This is a genomic window from Deinococcus taeanensis (assembly GCF_020229735.1).
GTDB lineage: Bacteria > Deinococcota > Deinococci > Deinococcales > Deinococcaceae > Deinococcus > Deinococcus taeanensis.
This window is the reverse complement of sequence record NZ_CP083455.1, coordinates 1,233,925-1,248,840: the sequence shown is the minus strand read 5'-3', so window position 1 is coordinate 1,248,840 and position 14,916 is coordinate 1,233,925. Positions and strand designations below refer to the sequence as shown.

Annotated in this window: 13 protein-coding genes; 9 read left to right on the top strand and 4 right to left on the bottom strand. The window is 68.6% G+C overall.

The window, feature by feature from the left end; genetic code table 11:
* Positions 1-4: 4 nt before the first annotated feature.
* The 4 genes from recQ to LAJ19_RS06040 form a co-directional block, all read right to left on the bottom strand.
* The gene (gene recQ / locus LAJ19_RS06055) at positions 5-2,170 is read right to left on the bottom strand and encodes a DNA helicase RecQ (protein WP_225477561.1); all 2,166 of its coding nucleotides are present in this window, start codon (positions 2,168-2,170) and stop codon (positions 5-7) included.
* A 155-nt stretch (positions 2,171-2,325) separates the two neighbouring features.
* Entirely contained in the window at positions 2,326-3,207 is an 882-nt protein-coding gene (locus LAJ19_RS06050) for a hypothetical protein (protein WP_225523211.1), read from the bottom strand.
* Between the two features lie 197 nt (positions 3,208-3,404).
* The gene (locus LAJ19_RS06045) at positions 3,405-4,712 is read right to left on the bottom strand and encodes a S1C family serine protease (protein ID WP_225477558.1); all 1,308 of its coding nucleotides are present in this window, start codon (positions 4,710-4,712) and stop codon (positions 3,405-3,407) included.
* Positions 4,713-4,844: 132 nt separating this feature from the next.
* Positions 4,845-6,161 carry a S41 family peptidase gene (locus LAJ19_RS06040; protein WP_225477557.1) on the bottom strand — a complete coding sequence of 439 codons (1,317 nt, stop codon included), beginning with the start codon at positions 6,159-6,161 and terminating at the stop codon, positions 4,845-4,847.
* A 142-nt stretch (positions 6,162-6,303) separates the two neighbouring features.
* Here LAJ19_RS06040 and ftsE point away from each other — a divergent pair, with 142 nt between their 5' ends.
* The 9 genes from ftsE (at position 6,304) to recG (ending at position 14,587) form a co-directional block, all read left to right on the top strand.
* On the top strand, positions 6,304-6,987 hold the full coding sequence (gene ftsE / locus LAJ19_RS06035) for a cell division ATP-binding protein FtsE (RefSeq protein WP_225477555.1): 684 nt from the start codon (positions 6,304-6,306) through the stop codon (positions 6,985-6,987).
* Positions 6,984-7,847, top strand: a complete 864-nt coding sequence (locus tag LAJ19_RS06030) for a cell division protein FtsX (RefSeq protein WP_225477553.1) — start codon at positions 6,984-6,986, stop codon at positions 7,845-7,847. The genes ftsE and LAJ19_RS06030 overlap by 4 nt, the downstream gene beginning before the upstream one ends.
* A 2-nt stretch (positions 7,848-7,849) precedes the next feature.
* Positions 7,850-9,295, top strand: a complete 1,446-nt coding sequence (locus LAJ19_RS06025) for a murein hydrolase activator EnvC family protein (protein WP_225477551.1) — start codon at positions 7,850-7,852, stop codon at positions 9,293-9,295.
* 135 nt (positions 9,296-9,430) lie between these two features.
* The gene (gene rpsP / locus LAJ19_RS06020; RefSeq protein WP_225477549.1) at positions 9,431-9,679 is read left to right on the top strand and encodes a 30S ribosomal protein S16; all 249 of its coding nucleotides are present in this window, start codon (positions 9,431-9,433) and stop codon (positions 9,677-9,679) included.
* Positions 9,680-9,778: 99 nt separating this feature from the next.
* Positions 9,779-10,018, top strand: coding sequence for a KH domain-containing protein (locus LAJ19_RS06015; RefSeq protein WP_225477547.1), 240 nt, complete (start codon positions 9,779-9,781; stop codon positions 10,016-10,018).
* Entirely contained in the window at positions 10,015-10,590 is a 576-nt protein-coding gene (gene rimM, locus LAJ19_RS06010) for a ribosome maturation factor RimM (protein WP_225477545.1), read from the top strand. The genes LAJ19_RS06015 and rimM overlap by 4 nt, the downstream gene beginning before the upstream one ends.
* Complete coding sequence (trmD, locus tag LAJ19_RS06005; RefSeq protein WP_225477543.1) at positions 10,580-11,404, top strand: tRNA (guanosine(37)-N1)-methyltransferase TrmD; 825 nt, start codon at positions 10,580-10,582, stop codon at positions 11,402-11,404. Before rimM ends, trmD begins: the two co-directional genes overlap by 11 nt.
* Before the next feature lie 138 nt (positions 11,405-11,542).
* Positions 11,543-12,145, top strand: coding sequence for an LON peptidase substrate-binding domain-containing protein (locus LAJ19_RS06000; protein WP_225477541.1), 603 nt, complete (start codon positions 11,543-11,545; stop codon positions 12,143-12,145).
* Between the two features lie 105 nt (positions 12,146-12,250).
* Positions 12,251-14,587 carry an ATP-dependent DNA helicase RecG gene (gene recG, locus LAJ19_RS05995; protein ID WP_225477539.1) on the top strand — a complete coding sequence of 779 codons (2,337 nt, stop codon included), beginning with the start codon at positions 12,251-12,253 and terminating at the stop codon, positions 14,585-14,587.
* The last annotated feature ends 329 nt before the right edge of the window (positions 14,588-14,916 follow it).

Genomic DNA, 14,916 nt, shown 5'->3' with positions numbered 1-14,916 from the left:
GGGGTCAGGCGAGAACGCGGTCCACGGCGGCCAGAATCCGTTCACCGTACGCTTCAATTCGTTTGGGTCCGAAGCCGGGGATGTCCCGCAGATCGTCGAGGCTGCGGGGCTGGCGTTCAGCGAGCGCTTCAAGCGCGGCGTTCGTATAGATCACGTACGCACTAAGTCCAGTTTCGCGGGTGAGGGTGCGCCGCAGGTCCCTCAGGGCGTCCGCGACGGACGCTGGCGCGGGGGTTTCGTCCAGGGCGTCCGGGCCGCGGCGATTGAGGACGCCCAGCACGGCGGAGTTTGCCCGCACGCCCCGCTCCTGCGGGTCGGGCAGCGTGACCGTCTTGCCGCTCAGGGCGTCCCGGACGATCTGCACGACCTCATCGCCGTAATCACTGAGTTTGCGCTGTCCGATGCCGCTGACGGTGCCCAGGGTGGCGTGGCTGGTGGGCTTGAATTCCGTGATGGCTTTCAGGGTAGCGTCCGTGAAGATCACGTACGGCGGAACGCCCTGCGCGCGCGCGCGGGTCAGGCGCCACTGCCGCAGCGTCTCGAACAGCGGCTGATCATCAGCCGAGACGGGCGCGCGGCTGGCGCGGTCCCGGGTGCGGTCGCCGCGGTCCCGTTTGCCGGGCCGGGCGCTCAGGGTATCCTCGCGCAGCGCCAGGGTCGTTTCGCCCTTCAGTAACGCGCGGGCCTTGCCGGTGGCGGACAGGCCGTGGTGCTCGGCGGCCGCAAGGTACCCGAGGCTCACGAGCTGGCGCAGCACGCCCCGCCAGGTTTTCTCGTCGTGTGTGGCGCCCACCCCGAAGGTCGGCAGCGTGTGGTGATTCATGGCAACGACCTTCTCGGTGGCGCGGCCCAGCAGGACGTCGGTCAGGTGCGCGGCGCCGTAACGGTTCCCGGTCCGGATTGCGGCTGACAGCGCCATCTGGGCCTCGCGGGTCATGTCCCGCACCTGCGGAGGGTTGATGCAGGTGTCGCAGTGGCCGCACGGGCCCTGGTAGGCCTCGCCGAAGTACTCCAGCAGCACCTCGCGGCGGCAGGAGGCCGTCTCGCAGTAGGTGAGCAGGGCGTCGAGCTTCGCGGCCTCCACCCGCTTGACCTCCTCGGGGGCGTCGCTGGAGGCCAGCATGCGGCGCACGTTCACGACGTCGGCGAGGCCGTACACCATCCAGGCGGTGCTGGGCAGACCGTCACGGCCAGCGCGGCCCGTTTCCTGGTAGTAGCCTTCCATGCTCTTGGGCAGGTCCAGGTGCGCCACGAACCGCACGTTCGGTTTGTCGATCCCCATGCCGAAGGCCACGGTGGCGACCACCACCAGACCCTCCTCATTCAGGAAGCGGTCCTGAGCGAGGGTGCGTTCACGGGGTGGCAGGCCAGCGTGGTACGCGACCGCATCGACACCCTGCGCCTGAAGCCACCGCGCGGTGTCCTCCACGGATTTTCGCGACAGACAGTACACGATGCCCGCGTCCCCCGGGTGTTCGCTCCGGATGAAGTCAAGCAGCTGCGTTTTCGGGCCTTCCTTGGTCGCCACCCGGTACTGGATGTTCGGCCGGTCGAAAGATGAGATGAACTGCGGCGCGCCGCGCAGACCCAGCACGTTCAGGATGTCCGCGCGGGTCCGGTCGTCCGCGGTGGCAGTCAGGGCGAGGCGCGGCACCTGAGGAAAGCGTTCGGGCAGCACCCCCAGGCCCTGGTACTCCGGCCGGAAGTCATGGCCCCACTGGGACACGCAGTGGGCTTCGTCCACAGCGAACAGGGCCACCGGGGCCCGCTCCAGGAGCTCCAGGGTGCGCGGCAGCAGCAGGCGCTCGGGGGCGACGTACAGCAGGTCCAGAGTGCCGGCCAGCAGGGCCGCTTCAACCTCGCGGACGCCCTCCGGGGACAGCGTGGAGTTCAGGGCGGCGGCCCGGACACCCAGACCGCGCAGGGTATCCACCTGGTCCTTCATCAGGGCAATCAGGGGGGACACCACGATGCCCACACCGTCGCGCAGGAGGCTGGGCACCTGGTAGCACAGGCTCTTGCCGCCGCCGGTAGGCATCAGGACCATGGCGTTGCCGCCCTGCGTGACGGTGTGGACGATGTCAGCCTGCACGCCGCGGAAGGCGTCGTAGCCCCATACGGTCTTCAGGAGGGTCAGGGCAGCGTTGGGGGTGGGCACAGCGGCAGACATCCCGTCCAGCATAGCGCGTTACGTGAATGGCGTAATGAAAGCCACTGAGCCCTCAACCCGGCCTGCGCCACTGGGCTCCTGAGCCTTTGCAGGCCTGCCGCTCCCAGGGCAGTTTCTCCTGGTCGACCGCAGCCCTCCAGGCCATGCGTTCCCGCCTACTTCACTTTCAGTTCCTCGGGTATCTTCGCAAACCGCTCCCGCAGGAACCGGCCGTGCGTCAGAAGTTCCTGTCCGCCGGTCCTGAGCGCAGTGTTCATGATGTCCTGCACCCCGTCCAGCAGAATCTCCAGCTGCTCGGCCAGCAGCGCCCGACCTGTCTTGCCGTCCTGCAGGGGCGTGATGTCCGCCATCGAGCGCGGCAGTTTCAGGTACGCCTGCACGGCGGCCGGTGCGTACTCCTCCCTCACGGCGCGCGCCACGTACCCCGCCTCACTGCCGTCCTGCCCCTGATCCCGGAGCAGATCCAGGGCCTCACGGGTCCGGAGATTCAGGGCAGCCAGCTGCGCGCGGGCTTCAGGGGGCAGGCGCTCATCGCGTACGAACGCCGCCAGCGGGCCGTCCACGACCGCCGCCACAGCGTTCACGGGCGTGCCGCTGGCCTGTTCTGGCAAGGCTGACGCTATGTCCGCAGCCGGTTGCGCGGCCCGGCGGCGACGGGAACGCCGGCCTCCCCGCCGCGGCCCGCCGGACAACACCCAGCCCAGCGCCATGAAGAACAGCGGAAAGATCAGCCACGTCGCTCCCAGCGCCATGAACGCCGCCGCGGCCACCAGAGCCATCATCAGGCCCCCCTGAGATTCCCGCCAGTGACTGAACGCCCGTGACCCGAAGTACCCCAGCAGCATGCCCGCCGCCGGATGCACCAGCCACGGCGCGCCCAGCACGCTCAGGACCGTCACCACGGCCAGCACCCGCAGCACCGCGCTGGCCGACCGGCCCACGGGGGAAAAGTACAACATGGCAATAAATGGAATGGCGAAACCGGCCGCCACGTGCACCAGCCACGCGAAAGGTCCCAGCAGTCCACTCAGGTCCATCACGACGCCACCGTCCGCATGCGTTCAGCCTACACCTGCGGCCTGCTCCGTCCGCCAGCAAGTGGACCGGCGCCCGCCGTCTCCAGAGCCGGCTGCACCATCACAAGGTTCGTCGACCGGACGGGGGTCAGTCGGCCGACAGCAGTGAAATGAGCCGGGCCGCTCCCCGCTGAGAGCGGCCCGGTCTGCCGCTGTGCTCAGGGGGTCTGGTCGTACTGCTGGGCAGCGGCGGCCAGGTCGAAGGCTTTCAGGATGACTTTCACGTCACGCTTCTTCCCGCCGCGATCGACAGTGAGTGTCACGGTCTCTCCGATCTTGTGGCTGATGATGGCCTGGGGCAACTGGTTCACGTCCGTCAGGGGCCGGCCGTCCACGGCGGTGATGACGTCCGCGTAGCGGGTCGTGCGCTGTCCGGTCGAGTCGTCTGTGACCGTGGTGGTGGCGCGCAGGCCCGCGGCAGCAGCAGGGCTGCCCGGGTACACGCGGCTCACGAGCACACCCTGCGCCGGCAGCTTGTTCCGCTGCCGCTCGGCGGCGCTCACCAGGGACACGTCGGCAATGCCCACCCCCAGGCTGGGCGTCTGGATGACCGTGCCTTTGCCCGCCTGCAGTTCCGGCAGGAGTTTCTTGACGGTGTTCACGGGAATGGCGAAGCCCACGCCGGCACTCTGGCCGATGCCGCCCGTGAGAATCTGTGTATTCACGCCGATCACCTGTCCGGCGCTGTTCAGCAGCGGGCCGCCGCTGTTGCCGGGGTTGATGGCGGCGTCCGTCTGGATGACGCTCTGCTGAACGCCTTTGGTGCCGACCGGGACCTGCCGCTCGAGGCTGCTGATGATGCCTTCAGAGACGCTGAAATCCAGGCCGAACGGGGCGCCCATGGCGATCGCTTTCAGGCCGACGTCGAGGCGGTCGCTGTCGCCCAGGGGCAGGGCCTTGATTTCGTTGCTGGGAACGCCCTGGGGGCGGATCAGAGCGAGATCGAAGTCCGGGGCGCGGGCGATGACCTTCGCGGGGTAGGTTCTGGTGCTGCCGTGCAGGCGGACAGTGATTTCACTGGCGCCTTCCACGACGTGGTTGTTCGTGATGATGTCCCCCCCGCTCGTGACAAAGAAGCCGCTGCCCGTCCCGGTCTGCGCCTGGCCCTGGCCGCCGTTGTCGGGCAGGCCGAAGTCGAAGGGAAGCTGCTGCTGGAGCCGCTGGCGGAGTTGCGCCTGGGCGCTGCTGGTATCGTTCTCGGTGACGCTGATGTACACCAGGCCGTCACGGCGGTCCTTGACGACCTGCACGGTGTTCGCTTCGGATTCCGTGCGGGCGCGGGTGGCGTCGGAGGTGGGCGTGGCGAGGGTCTGCACCATCTGGCCCTGCGTGGCAGTGGGTGCCGTGGTGCCCGCGCCGGGCGTTGTGGCGGTGGGTTCACTGCGCCGCTCGTGGATGTCGTAGCCGACCAGTCCGCCGAGAACCAGGGAACAGGTGAGTGCCAGGATGGACAGGGTCTTGTTCATGCGGGCAGTCTGCCGGGCGCCGGTTACAGGGCGGTTAAGGACCGCGTGGCTGGACGTTGAGGGTCCAGACCTGACACAGACGCAGGGGCGGCCGGCGCCCGGAGGCTGGGGGCCGCCCCTGCGTCTGTGGGGTTACTTCAGGGTGTCGAGCGCGCGTTTGAGGATGGCGTCGTTCTGCACGTCCACGACCGCTTCGCCCTGCTGGGCGCTGCGGGTGGGGCGTTTGATCTCGCCGGTGTACGTGAACTTGCCGTCTTTGTCGGCCGTCACGGTCACGGGTTTCCCTTCGATGGTGAGGGTCAGTTTCTCGCCGGGTTTCACGCCGCTGCCGGTGAAGTTCACGGGCGTGGTGAAGCGCGTGTCCTTGACCTCAATGTCGGGCGTGATGCCCTTCTTGTGAATCTGGCGGCCCTTGGGGGTCAGCCACTCGTTGGAGACGATGGCGACCTTGCCGCCGTCCGGCAGGGTGATGGGGGTCTGCGCGACACCCTTGCCGAAGGTCTGCTCGCCGATGATGGTGGCGCGGCCGGTGTCCTGCAGGGCGCCCGACACGACTTCGCTGGCGCTGGCACTGTTCTTGTTCACGAGCACAACGAGCTTGCCCGCATAATCGCTCGCGGCGTTCGTGGCGCTGCCGTACACCTGGGTGTTCTTCGCGCGGTCGCGCAGACTCACGATCGGGCCGGATTTCATGAACTGGTCGGCCACGTCCACACCGGCGTTCAGGAGGCCACCGCCGTTGTCGCGCAGGTCCAGGATTAGTTTCTGCACGTTTTTCTTTTTCATGCTCGCCACGGCCGCACGGAACTGTTCGCTGGCCTTTTCGTTGTAGAAGGTGTTCAGTGCGATGTAGCCCACGTTGCCAGGCAGGACGGTCTGTTCGACGCTGACGATCTGCACCGGCTGGCGTTCCATCCTGACGGCGTAGGGTTTGCCGTCGCGGGCGAAGGTGACGGTCACGGTGGTGCCCTTCTCTCCGCGAACGAGACGCACGATCTCGTTCAGTTTCGCGTTCGTGACGTCTTTGTCCCCGATCTTCAGGAAGACGTCGCCGATCTGCACGCCCGCACCGGACGCGGCGCCGCCTTTGAACACGTTGTCGATCTTGCCGCCGGTCCCGTCGGCGTTTGCCGCGACAAGGGTCACACCGATGCCGAAGAATTCGCCCTGCAGGTTGGCTGCGTCGATGGCGTTGTCCTCAGGTTCGCTGTAGTACGTGAACTCGTCATTCAGGCTGCCGAGCGCGCCGGTGATCGCGCCGCGCAGCACCTTCTCCTGGTCCACGGGGTGCAGGTAGTAGCGGTTCAGGTCGTTCAGGACCTGCAGGAGACTCTTCCCTTCGGCGCTGCTGCTGAGGTTCACCGGCGTGTACCCTCCCAGTTGCGCGTAGGCGACAGCGGCAGTCGCGCCCAGCGCGGCTCCCACAATGGTCAGTCGTTTGGCGTTCACGCCGCTCAGGATAGTGCGCGTGGGTGAAACGAACGTAAGCCTGGACTCCAGGCGGCGTGGGGGCGGGGGGTGGGCTATGCTGGGCCGCGAGCATGACAGACCGCGTCCCCCCACCGCTGCGCCGCCCACTGCGGGGTGCGGCGTGATTGATTTCAAGCACGTGTCCCTGGAGTACCCCGTGACCCGCACCCTGGCCCTCGATGACGTGTCCATGCACGTCGGCAAGGGTGAATTCGTGTACCTGGTGGGTCATTCGGGGGCTGGAAAGAGCAGTTTCATGAGTCTGGTTCTCAAGCGGGCGCTGCCCACGCGCGGCGAGGTGCGCGTGGCGGGCGAGGCTCTGTCGCATTACCGGGGGCGGCGCACGTCGCTGCTGCGCCGGCGGATGGGCACCGTGTTCCAGGACAACCTGCTGCTGCCGCACCTGAACGCGTACGACAACGTGGCGTTCGCGCTGCGCGTCACGGGGGTGTCGCAGCGGGAGTGGCCGCAGCGGGTCACGACGGCCCTGCGGACCGTGGGGCTGGAGCACAAGAAGTACGCGCTGCCGGTGCAGCTGTCGCAGGGCGAGCAGCAGCGCGTGGCAATTGCGCGCGCCATCGTGGGGAACCCGCCGCTGCTGCTGGCGGATGAACCCACCGGGAACCTCGACCCGGACAACAGCCGGGAGGTCCTGAAGGTGCTGCAGAACGTGAACCTGCGCGGCACGACTGTGATCGTGGCCACGCACGCCCGGGACCTCGTGGAGACCTTCCGGCACCGGACCCTCACGCTGCGCAAGGGGAAACTCGTGCGTGACGACCCCTACGGCGGGTACGCGCTGTGAGGTACCACCTGCGGCAGGCGCTGCTGGCCATGCGCGGGAATGTCACGGCGACCCTGGCGACCCTGATGACCATGACCCTGACGCTGTTGATGCTGGGGTTCGTGCTGCTGCTCACGCTGAACGTGAACCGCACGATCACGCAGCTTGAATCCCAGGTGGAGGTCGCGGCGTTCCTCTCCCCCGACGCGCAGGACGAGGCGCTGCTCACGCAGGTGCGCTCGATCACGCAGGTGCGGGAGGCGCGGCTGGTCACGAGTGAGCAGGTGCTTCAGGAAATGACGCAGGACTCCCCGTTCACGCGCGACGCCGCGGCCCTGGTGGGCAATCCCTTCCCGGACACGCTGCGGATGCGGGTGAGCCGTGTGGAGGACTCCCGCGTGGTGGCCGCCCAGGTGGCCCTGCTGCCGGGCGTGCAGGACGTGGAGTACGGCGCAGGGTACGTGGATCCCACCGTGAAGACCCTGGCGGCAGTCCGGCTGGCGGGGTACGTGCTGGTGGGCCTGCTGCTGCTGGGCACGCTGTTCAACATCCTGAACGCCGTGCGGGTGGCGATGTACGCCCGCCGCGACGAGATCAGCGTGATGCGCCTGCTGGGGGCCACGCGCGGCTTCATCCGCATGCCGCATGTCCTTGAGGGCCTGATGGTGGGCGTCGTGGCGGCGGCGCTGGCGCTGGGCATCCTGACGCCGGCGTACCTGGGCCTGACGCGGCGCGTGCAGGAACTTGCCCCTGTGTTCCCGGTGGTCCGTGACCCGGAGACCCTGGCGCCGCTGCTGGGGGCGGTGGGGTGCCTGGGCGTCCTGATCGGCCTGCTGGGAAGTATCTTCGCCACGCGCCGGTACCTGCAGGAGCTGGAGTGAACATGCTGGGCCGGTCCGGGCGGGCGCTGCTGCTCGTCGCGCTGCTGGGGGCCGCGGCCGCGCAGACCACCAGTGAACGCCTTCAGGCGCTGGAGCGGGATCTGCAGCAGCAGCGGCAGCTGAGTCTCAGCAAGGCCCGGGAACTGGAAAACCTGCGGCGCAGCATCCAGAACCTGACGGCGCAGCAGCAGGACACCCTGAATCAGCTGGACGCCCTGGCGCAGCGCACCGCGGCGCTGGAAAACGAGCTGGCGACCGTCACGGCGCGCGTGGCCCTCGCCGACCGGGCCCTGGCGGACACCGCTCAGCAGCTGAAGGTCACGCAGGCCCGCGTGGCCCGCCTTCAGGGAGACGTGCGGGAAATCCTGCTGCTGATGTACCGGCAGCGCAGTGGGCAGTACCTTCAGCTGCTGTCGCAGTCCCGGAGTCTGTCGGACCTGCTGATCCGGCTGCGGTACTCGAACATGGCCGGCGCCTACCAGACGCAGGTCATGGCGCGACTCCGGGGCGAGGTGCAGGTGCTGAACGAGCAGCAGGCGCAGCAGAAACGCCAGACGCTGGACCTGAAGGCCCTGCAGGTTCAGCGCAGCGCGAAACTGCGGGCTTTGCAGGCGCAGCGCGCGCAGCAGAACACGCTGCTCGCCCGGCTGCGCACGAGCGAGCAGGGCCAGCGGACCCTGGCCGCCCGCACCGCGGCCGATCAGGCCCTGGCCGCCCGGACCGTGGATCAGCTGGTGACGCAGGTGGTGGCCGAACGCAGCCGGCTGGAAGCGGAGCGGCGGCGCCGGCTGGAGGAGGAACGCCGGCGCCGTGAAGCGGAGGCCCGGCGGATTCGTGAGGCGCAGGAGCGTGCCCGTCAGGAGGCGCTGCGGCTGGCGCGGCTGCGCGAGGAGCAGGCGCGCCTGGCACAGTTGCGGGCGCAGGCGGCCCAGCAGGCCCAGCAGCGGGCGCAGTTGGCCGCGCAGCAGCGTCAGCGGCTGGCCGAGCAGCAGGCCCGGGAAGCGCAGCTGCGCCGGGAGCAGGAGGCGCTCCGGGCCCGGCAGGTGCAGGTGCAGGCCGCGCAGCAGCAGGTGGAGGTGCAGCTGGCGCCGCTGCCCGTGGTGAGCGGTCCGCTGGGTTTTCCCCTGCCCGGGGGGCGGGTGGAGGCGCCCTTCGGTGCGAACGGCGCACCGTGGGTGGTGCTGACGGGCGCGCCGCAGGCCGCAGCGTCCGCCGACGGCAACGTGCTGGCCGTTACGTTCTACGCCTCACTGGGGTGGGTGGTGCTGGTGGATCACGGCAGCAGCGTCACGGCGTACCTGGGCCTGCGCGACCCACTGGTCAGCGTGGGGAGTCGCGTGGCGCGCGGCACGCTGGTCGGCACGGTGGGCGGCAGTTCGATCATCGGGCCGGAAAGCATGGCCTTCCAGCTGCGCCGGGGCGGACAGCCGGTTCCGCCGGGTTTCTGAAGCGCCCCTTGATGGGTGGCGCGCGCGTCTGATACTCTTCTTCGGTGCGCTTACCGGTTGGCTGCTGACGGGCGCATGACCCCCCGTGATCCTAGCGGGAGAACCACCCTCAAGCTGTTCTGGAGAGTTCCTACCATGGTTAAAATTCGCCTGTCCCGTTTCGGTTCCGCCCACAACCCCCACTACCGTATCGTCGTTGCGGACGTCCGTCGTCCCCGTGACGGTGGCTACATCGAGAACCTGGGTCACTATGACCCCCGCAAGACCACCGAGAACTACCTGAAGGTGAACGCCGAGCGCGCCGCCTACTGGATCGCGCAGGGCGCCCAGCCCACCCAGACGGCCCGCCGTCTCCTCAAGAGCCAGGGCGTCAAGGTCAGCTGAATTCTGCCTGGGGGGTTCCCCTTCGGCAGTGCACAGGGTCCCTCCGGGGGCCCTGTTTCGTGTGGTGGGTCCAGGGCGGGCCGCGCTACAATGCCGCGCATGACAACCGATCCCGTAGACCTGACCCTGTTCCTGGCGCAGAGCGTGGTGGACCAGCCGGCCCTGGTGCGCGTGTCTCGCCGCGGGCCCACCGTGATGGTCCGGGTTGGTCCGGGGGAAGAAGGGCGCCTGATTGGCCGGCAGGGCCGCGTGATACAGGCCATCCGGACCCTGGTGCGCGCCGCGTCCGACCCGCGTGACCGTCTGAACGTCGACCTGGACGCCCCCCGCAAAGCGTGACGGGCGAGGGGGAACGGACGCGGCTCGGGTATTTTCTCGGGCCGCACGGCGTGAAGGGCGGCGTGAAGGTGTACGTGCTCGGTGACGCCGCGCAGTTCAGTGCGCTGCGCCGCGTGTACATCGAGAGTCGCGGCTGGCTGCGGGTCTCCCGTGTCGAGCAGCTCGCGCCGGGCGTGGCGCTGCACCTGGCGGGCGTGAGCAGCCGTGAGGGGGCTGAGGAGTTACGGGGCCTGAACGTGTACGCCGCCGACAGTGACCTGCCGGAGCCGGAAGAAGGGATCTACTACTACCATGAGCTGCGCGGCCTCGCCGTGATCGACGCGTCTGGCGCGCCTGTGGGCGACGTGGTGGACGTGGAGGACGCCGGGCATCAGGACCTGCTCCTCGTCCGGCACGAGCGCGGCGAGTCGTTTGTGCCCCTCCAGGCGCCGTACGTGATGGTGAACCTGGATGAGCGGCGGCGTCCCGCATCGCTCACGCTTACCGGGGACACCCCGGCCAACCTGCTGCACGACGAGGATGGTGACGACGCCGGACTGCCCGGGGCGGAAGGTGGCCCACGTGACCGCTGAAGCGCTTCCCCTCACGTTCTCGTTCCTGACGCTGTTCCCGGAACTGCTGGCGCCGTTTGCCAGCGAGGCGATTCTGGGCCGGGCGCACGAGCGCGGCCTGGTGAACGTCCAGCTGGTGAACATGCGGGACTTCGCGCAGAACAAGCACCTGAAGGTGGATGACACGCCCTACGGGGGCGGGGCCGGCATGGTGATCCGCGCGGACGTGGCCGAGCGCGCACTGGCGAGCCTGCCGCCCGCAGATGAGGTGATTCTCTTCAGCCCCGCCGGGCCGCGCTTCACGCAGGCGGTCGCAGAGGACCTCGCCACGAAAACGCACCTTGCGTTCCTGTGCGGCCGCTACGAGGGCTTCGACGCGCGCGTGGAGACGCTGGTCACGCGGGAGCTCAGCGTGGGGGATTTCGTGATGATGGGCGGAGAGGCCGCCGCCGCGTGCGTCCTGGAGGCGGTAGCCCGCCTGCGCCCAGGGGTCCTGGGCGACCCCGATTCGCACCGCGCTGACAGTTTCAGCTCCGGCCTGCTGGATTACCCTGAGTACACGCGGCCGCTGGACTGGCGCGGGCAGGCAGTCCCCGAAGTGCTGCGCGGGGGAAATCACGCGGCAGTGGCGGCGTGGCGCCGAGAGCAGGCCCTGGCCCGGACACTGGCGCGGCGCCCAGATCTTCTGCACTCCGCCCCCCTGACCCCCCAGGACAGCGTGACCCTGCTGACGCTCGGCGCCTCCCCGGCCGACCTGGAGGCCTGGGGGGCTCCACCGCCCCCACCGCCGAAAAAGGTGCGGCGCCGGAAAAACCCGCCGAGCGAACCCGCCTGACGGGTGTGGCCGGCGCTAACCGCAAGCGGTGAACCTCGCCGACCGGTGGCGTGACAATGTCAGGAAAGTTGCGTATTGGCGGGCATCTGTGGGTTGTACTCAATTCTTGAACGGCGGAACGCGGCAGCATGACAGCCTATGCGCGTTCCGCTGTTTCCCCTGCCCAACCTGGTGCTGTTCCCGGGCGTGCTGCTTCCGCTATACGTGTTTGAAGCCCGGTACCGCACGCTGCTGGCTGACGTTCAGGCCAGCGGGGAGCCGTTCGGGATCGTCCGCATCGTCGAGTCCTCCAGCGAGTCCAGTCGGCCGTTCGAGGAGCGCGTGTCGCGGGTGGGCACCCTGGCGTACCTCCGGGAGGCCCGGCCGCACGAGGACGGCACGAGCACCATCATGATCGTGGGCGGGGAGCGCTTTCAGGTGCAGGCCTTCCACCTGGACCGGCCCTACCTGAGTGCCGACGTGACCCTGTGGCCGCTGGAGAATGAGCCCACTTTGCCCCCAGGCGTGGCGGAAACGTCCTCGCGTGAACTCCTGGCGGCGCTGCTGCGCCTGAACCCGGACTCGGCCGACACCATCCGGGACAGCGCGCCCGAAGACCCCCTCTTGATGGCGAGTTTCGTAGCAAGTCTGCTGCCCATCACCCCGCGGGCGCGTGAGGACGCCCTGCAGTGCGCCACCCTTCAGGACCGCCTGGACCTGCTGCTGACGCTGGTGCCCCGGGACGCGAAACTTCTCAACTGACCTCGCGGGGCACCACGCCAGGCCGCTCCCCCCTGCACGGCCGGGGCGGAACCGTAAGGTGGCTCGGCGTGCCGGGCCGGACTGCTCTGGTAGCCTGTCCGGGCGATGGCGACCGTAGCGGAACTTCGGGACAAACTGCGGCGGCCCCTGTCGGCGGAACTGGCCTCCGGCTGCCAGAACCGCGTGGTGGCAGGCGGCGTGGAGAAACTGCTGGCCTCCCCGCTGGGGAATCCGTTCCCGAAGGTGCGTGAAACACTCAGCGGGTACGCCGCACTGGAACACGAGGCGCGCGAGGCAGCGGTGCGCGCCGCACTGGCCCTCCTGACGGACGAGCCGCCCAGGGCCGCGCCACGCCGCGCGGCGCGGGCGGCCGTTCCGGTCGCGGCCCCGGGCGAACGCCTCCCACCGGACGCCGGGGTGGCGCAGCTGGACACCGGCCCTGGCGGCGCCCGCAAACTGCAGACCCTGGGACTGCACCTCCTGAGGGACGTGCTGCACGCCTACCCGCACCGGCACGAGGACCGTCGCGCCCTGCCGGACCTGTCGCAGGTGGAAGAAGGTCAGAAGGTGACCGTGGAGGGCCGCGTCGTGACGAAATCGCGCCGCAGTCCGAAACCCGGCATGCTGATTCTGGAGGTGACGCTCGAAACCCCGACGGGCGGGCGGGTGAAAGCCACCTGGTTCAACCAGCCGTGGGTAGAAAAACAGCTGCGGGAAGGTGCGCGGCTCGTCCTGACCGGCCGCGTGAAGAAATTCGGGCGCAGCGTGCAGCTGGGCGTCGAGCACCTGGAAACCGTGGACGGCGCGCAGGACAGCCTGTCCACCGGCCGCATCGTCGGCGTGTACGACGCGAAGGACGGCATCTCGCAGGAGTTTCTGCGCCGGGCCGCGCACCGGGCCCTGCAGGCCGTGCCGCTCGACGACTACCTGCCGGCACACTGGCGGCAGAAGTACGGCGTGACCGACCTGGGAGACGCCCTGTGGGGCATTCACTTTCCCGGGGACGAACATCACCTTCAGCGGGCCAGCCACCGCCTGCGCTTCGACGAGTACCTCTTCCTGGAACTACGCATGCTGCTGCAGGGTGAGGACGCCGTGCTGCAGGGCAAACGCTTCCAGGCGCGCGGGGATGACGTGCACACCTTCGAGCAGGCCCTGCCGTTCCGGTTCACGAACGCGCAGCGGCGCGTACTGCTTGAGATAACGGACGACATGCGCTCGGAACGGCAGATGGCGCGCCTGGTACAGGGCGACGTGGGCAGCGGCAAAACGGCCGTCGCGGCCTGCGCGCTGTACCTCGCCGTGCGTGACGGATACCAGGGGGCGCTGATGGCCCCCACGGAAATTCTTGCGCGCCAGCACTACAACAACCTTGTCGGGTACCTGGGGCCGCTGGACGTCCGGGTGGGCCTGCTGATCGGCGCCATGACACCCCGGACAAAGCTGGACATGCAGACCCGCATTGCGCAGGGCGACGTGGACGTAGTCGTGGGCACTCAGGCCCTGATTCAGGAAAACGTTCAGTTCGACCACCTCGGCCTCGCGGTGATTGATGAGGAACACCGCTTCGGGGTGCAGCAGCGCCGCAAACTGCTTGCCGGCCGGCCTGACGTGCTCGTCATGAGCGCCACGCCCATCCCGCGTTCCCTGGCCCTCACGGCGTACGGTGACCTGGAACTCAGCGTGATTGACGAACTCCCGCCCGGCCGCACGCCCATCGAGACCAAACTCATTCAGGACAACTTCCGGCCGCAGGCGTACGGGTTCGTGATGCGCCAGATCCGCGAGGGCCGGCAGGCGTTCGTGGTGACCAGCCTGATCGACGAGAACGAGAACCTGGAACTGCTGGCCGCCACCCAGCTTGCCGACGACCTGAAAACCATTCTGCCCGAGGCGCGCATTGATCTGCTGCACGGCAAGATGAGCGCCGCCGAGAAGGACCACGTCATGGGGCGCTTCCGCGCCCACGAGTTCGACGTGCTGGTCTCCACGACCGTCATCGAGGTGGGGGTCGACGTGCCCAACGCCACGGTCATGGTGATCGAGAATGCCGAACGTTTCGGCCTGGCGCAGCTGCACCAGCTGCGCGGCCGGGTGGGCCGGGGCAGCGCCCAGTCGTACTGCGTGCTGATCGCCGGGGAACACAGCAAGAAAACCCGGCAGCGACTCAAGATCATTGAGGGCAGCACGGACGGCTTCGTGATTGCAGAAGCGGACCTCAAGCTGCGCGGGCCGGGCGAACTGCGAGGCACGCGTCAGAGTGGAATTCCGGACCTGCGACTCGCGGACCTGGCCAACGATACGCAGATCATCGAGCAGGCCCGTGAACTCGCCAAGCACATCCTCGCGCATGATCCGAGGCTGGAACATCCGCGCCTGCAGTACCTGCGCAGCGAACTTCAGAACCGAAGCCAGAGCGTCGCTTTCCGCGAGGTGATCTGAACGCCGGTCAGCGGTCCGCACATGGGTGGCTACGGCCGAATGGTGGAGGCGTCGGCGGAAGCTCAGGCAGAACATCACGCGTTGAGAGGGAGCGGCCCGCCAGCCTTGACGCTGGTGCTCGAGGCACGTGCAACCGCCCCGTGTGAACGGCCGAGGCGGCCCGGGTTGCGGCCTCCCCGGCACCGTCACTCTGCTGGAGCGCAGGCAACCCTGAATGCAGGGCGGGACCGTCCCCTGGCACCTGCCTGTGTGGTTCACAACGGCTGACCCGGCGGGAGCAACAAAGAACCACCCTTGCGGGTGGCTCTCTGGTCAGCTGAGGGTGAACA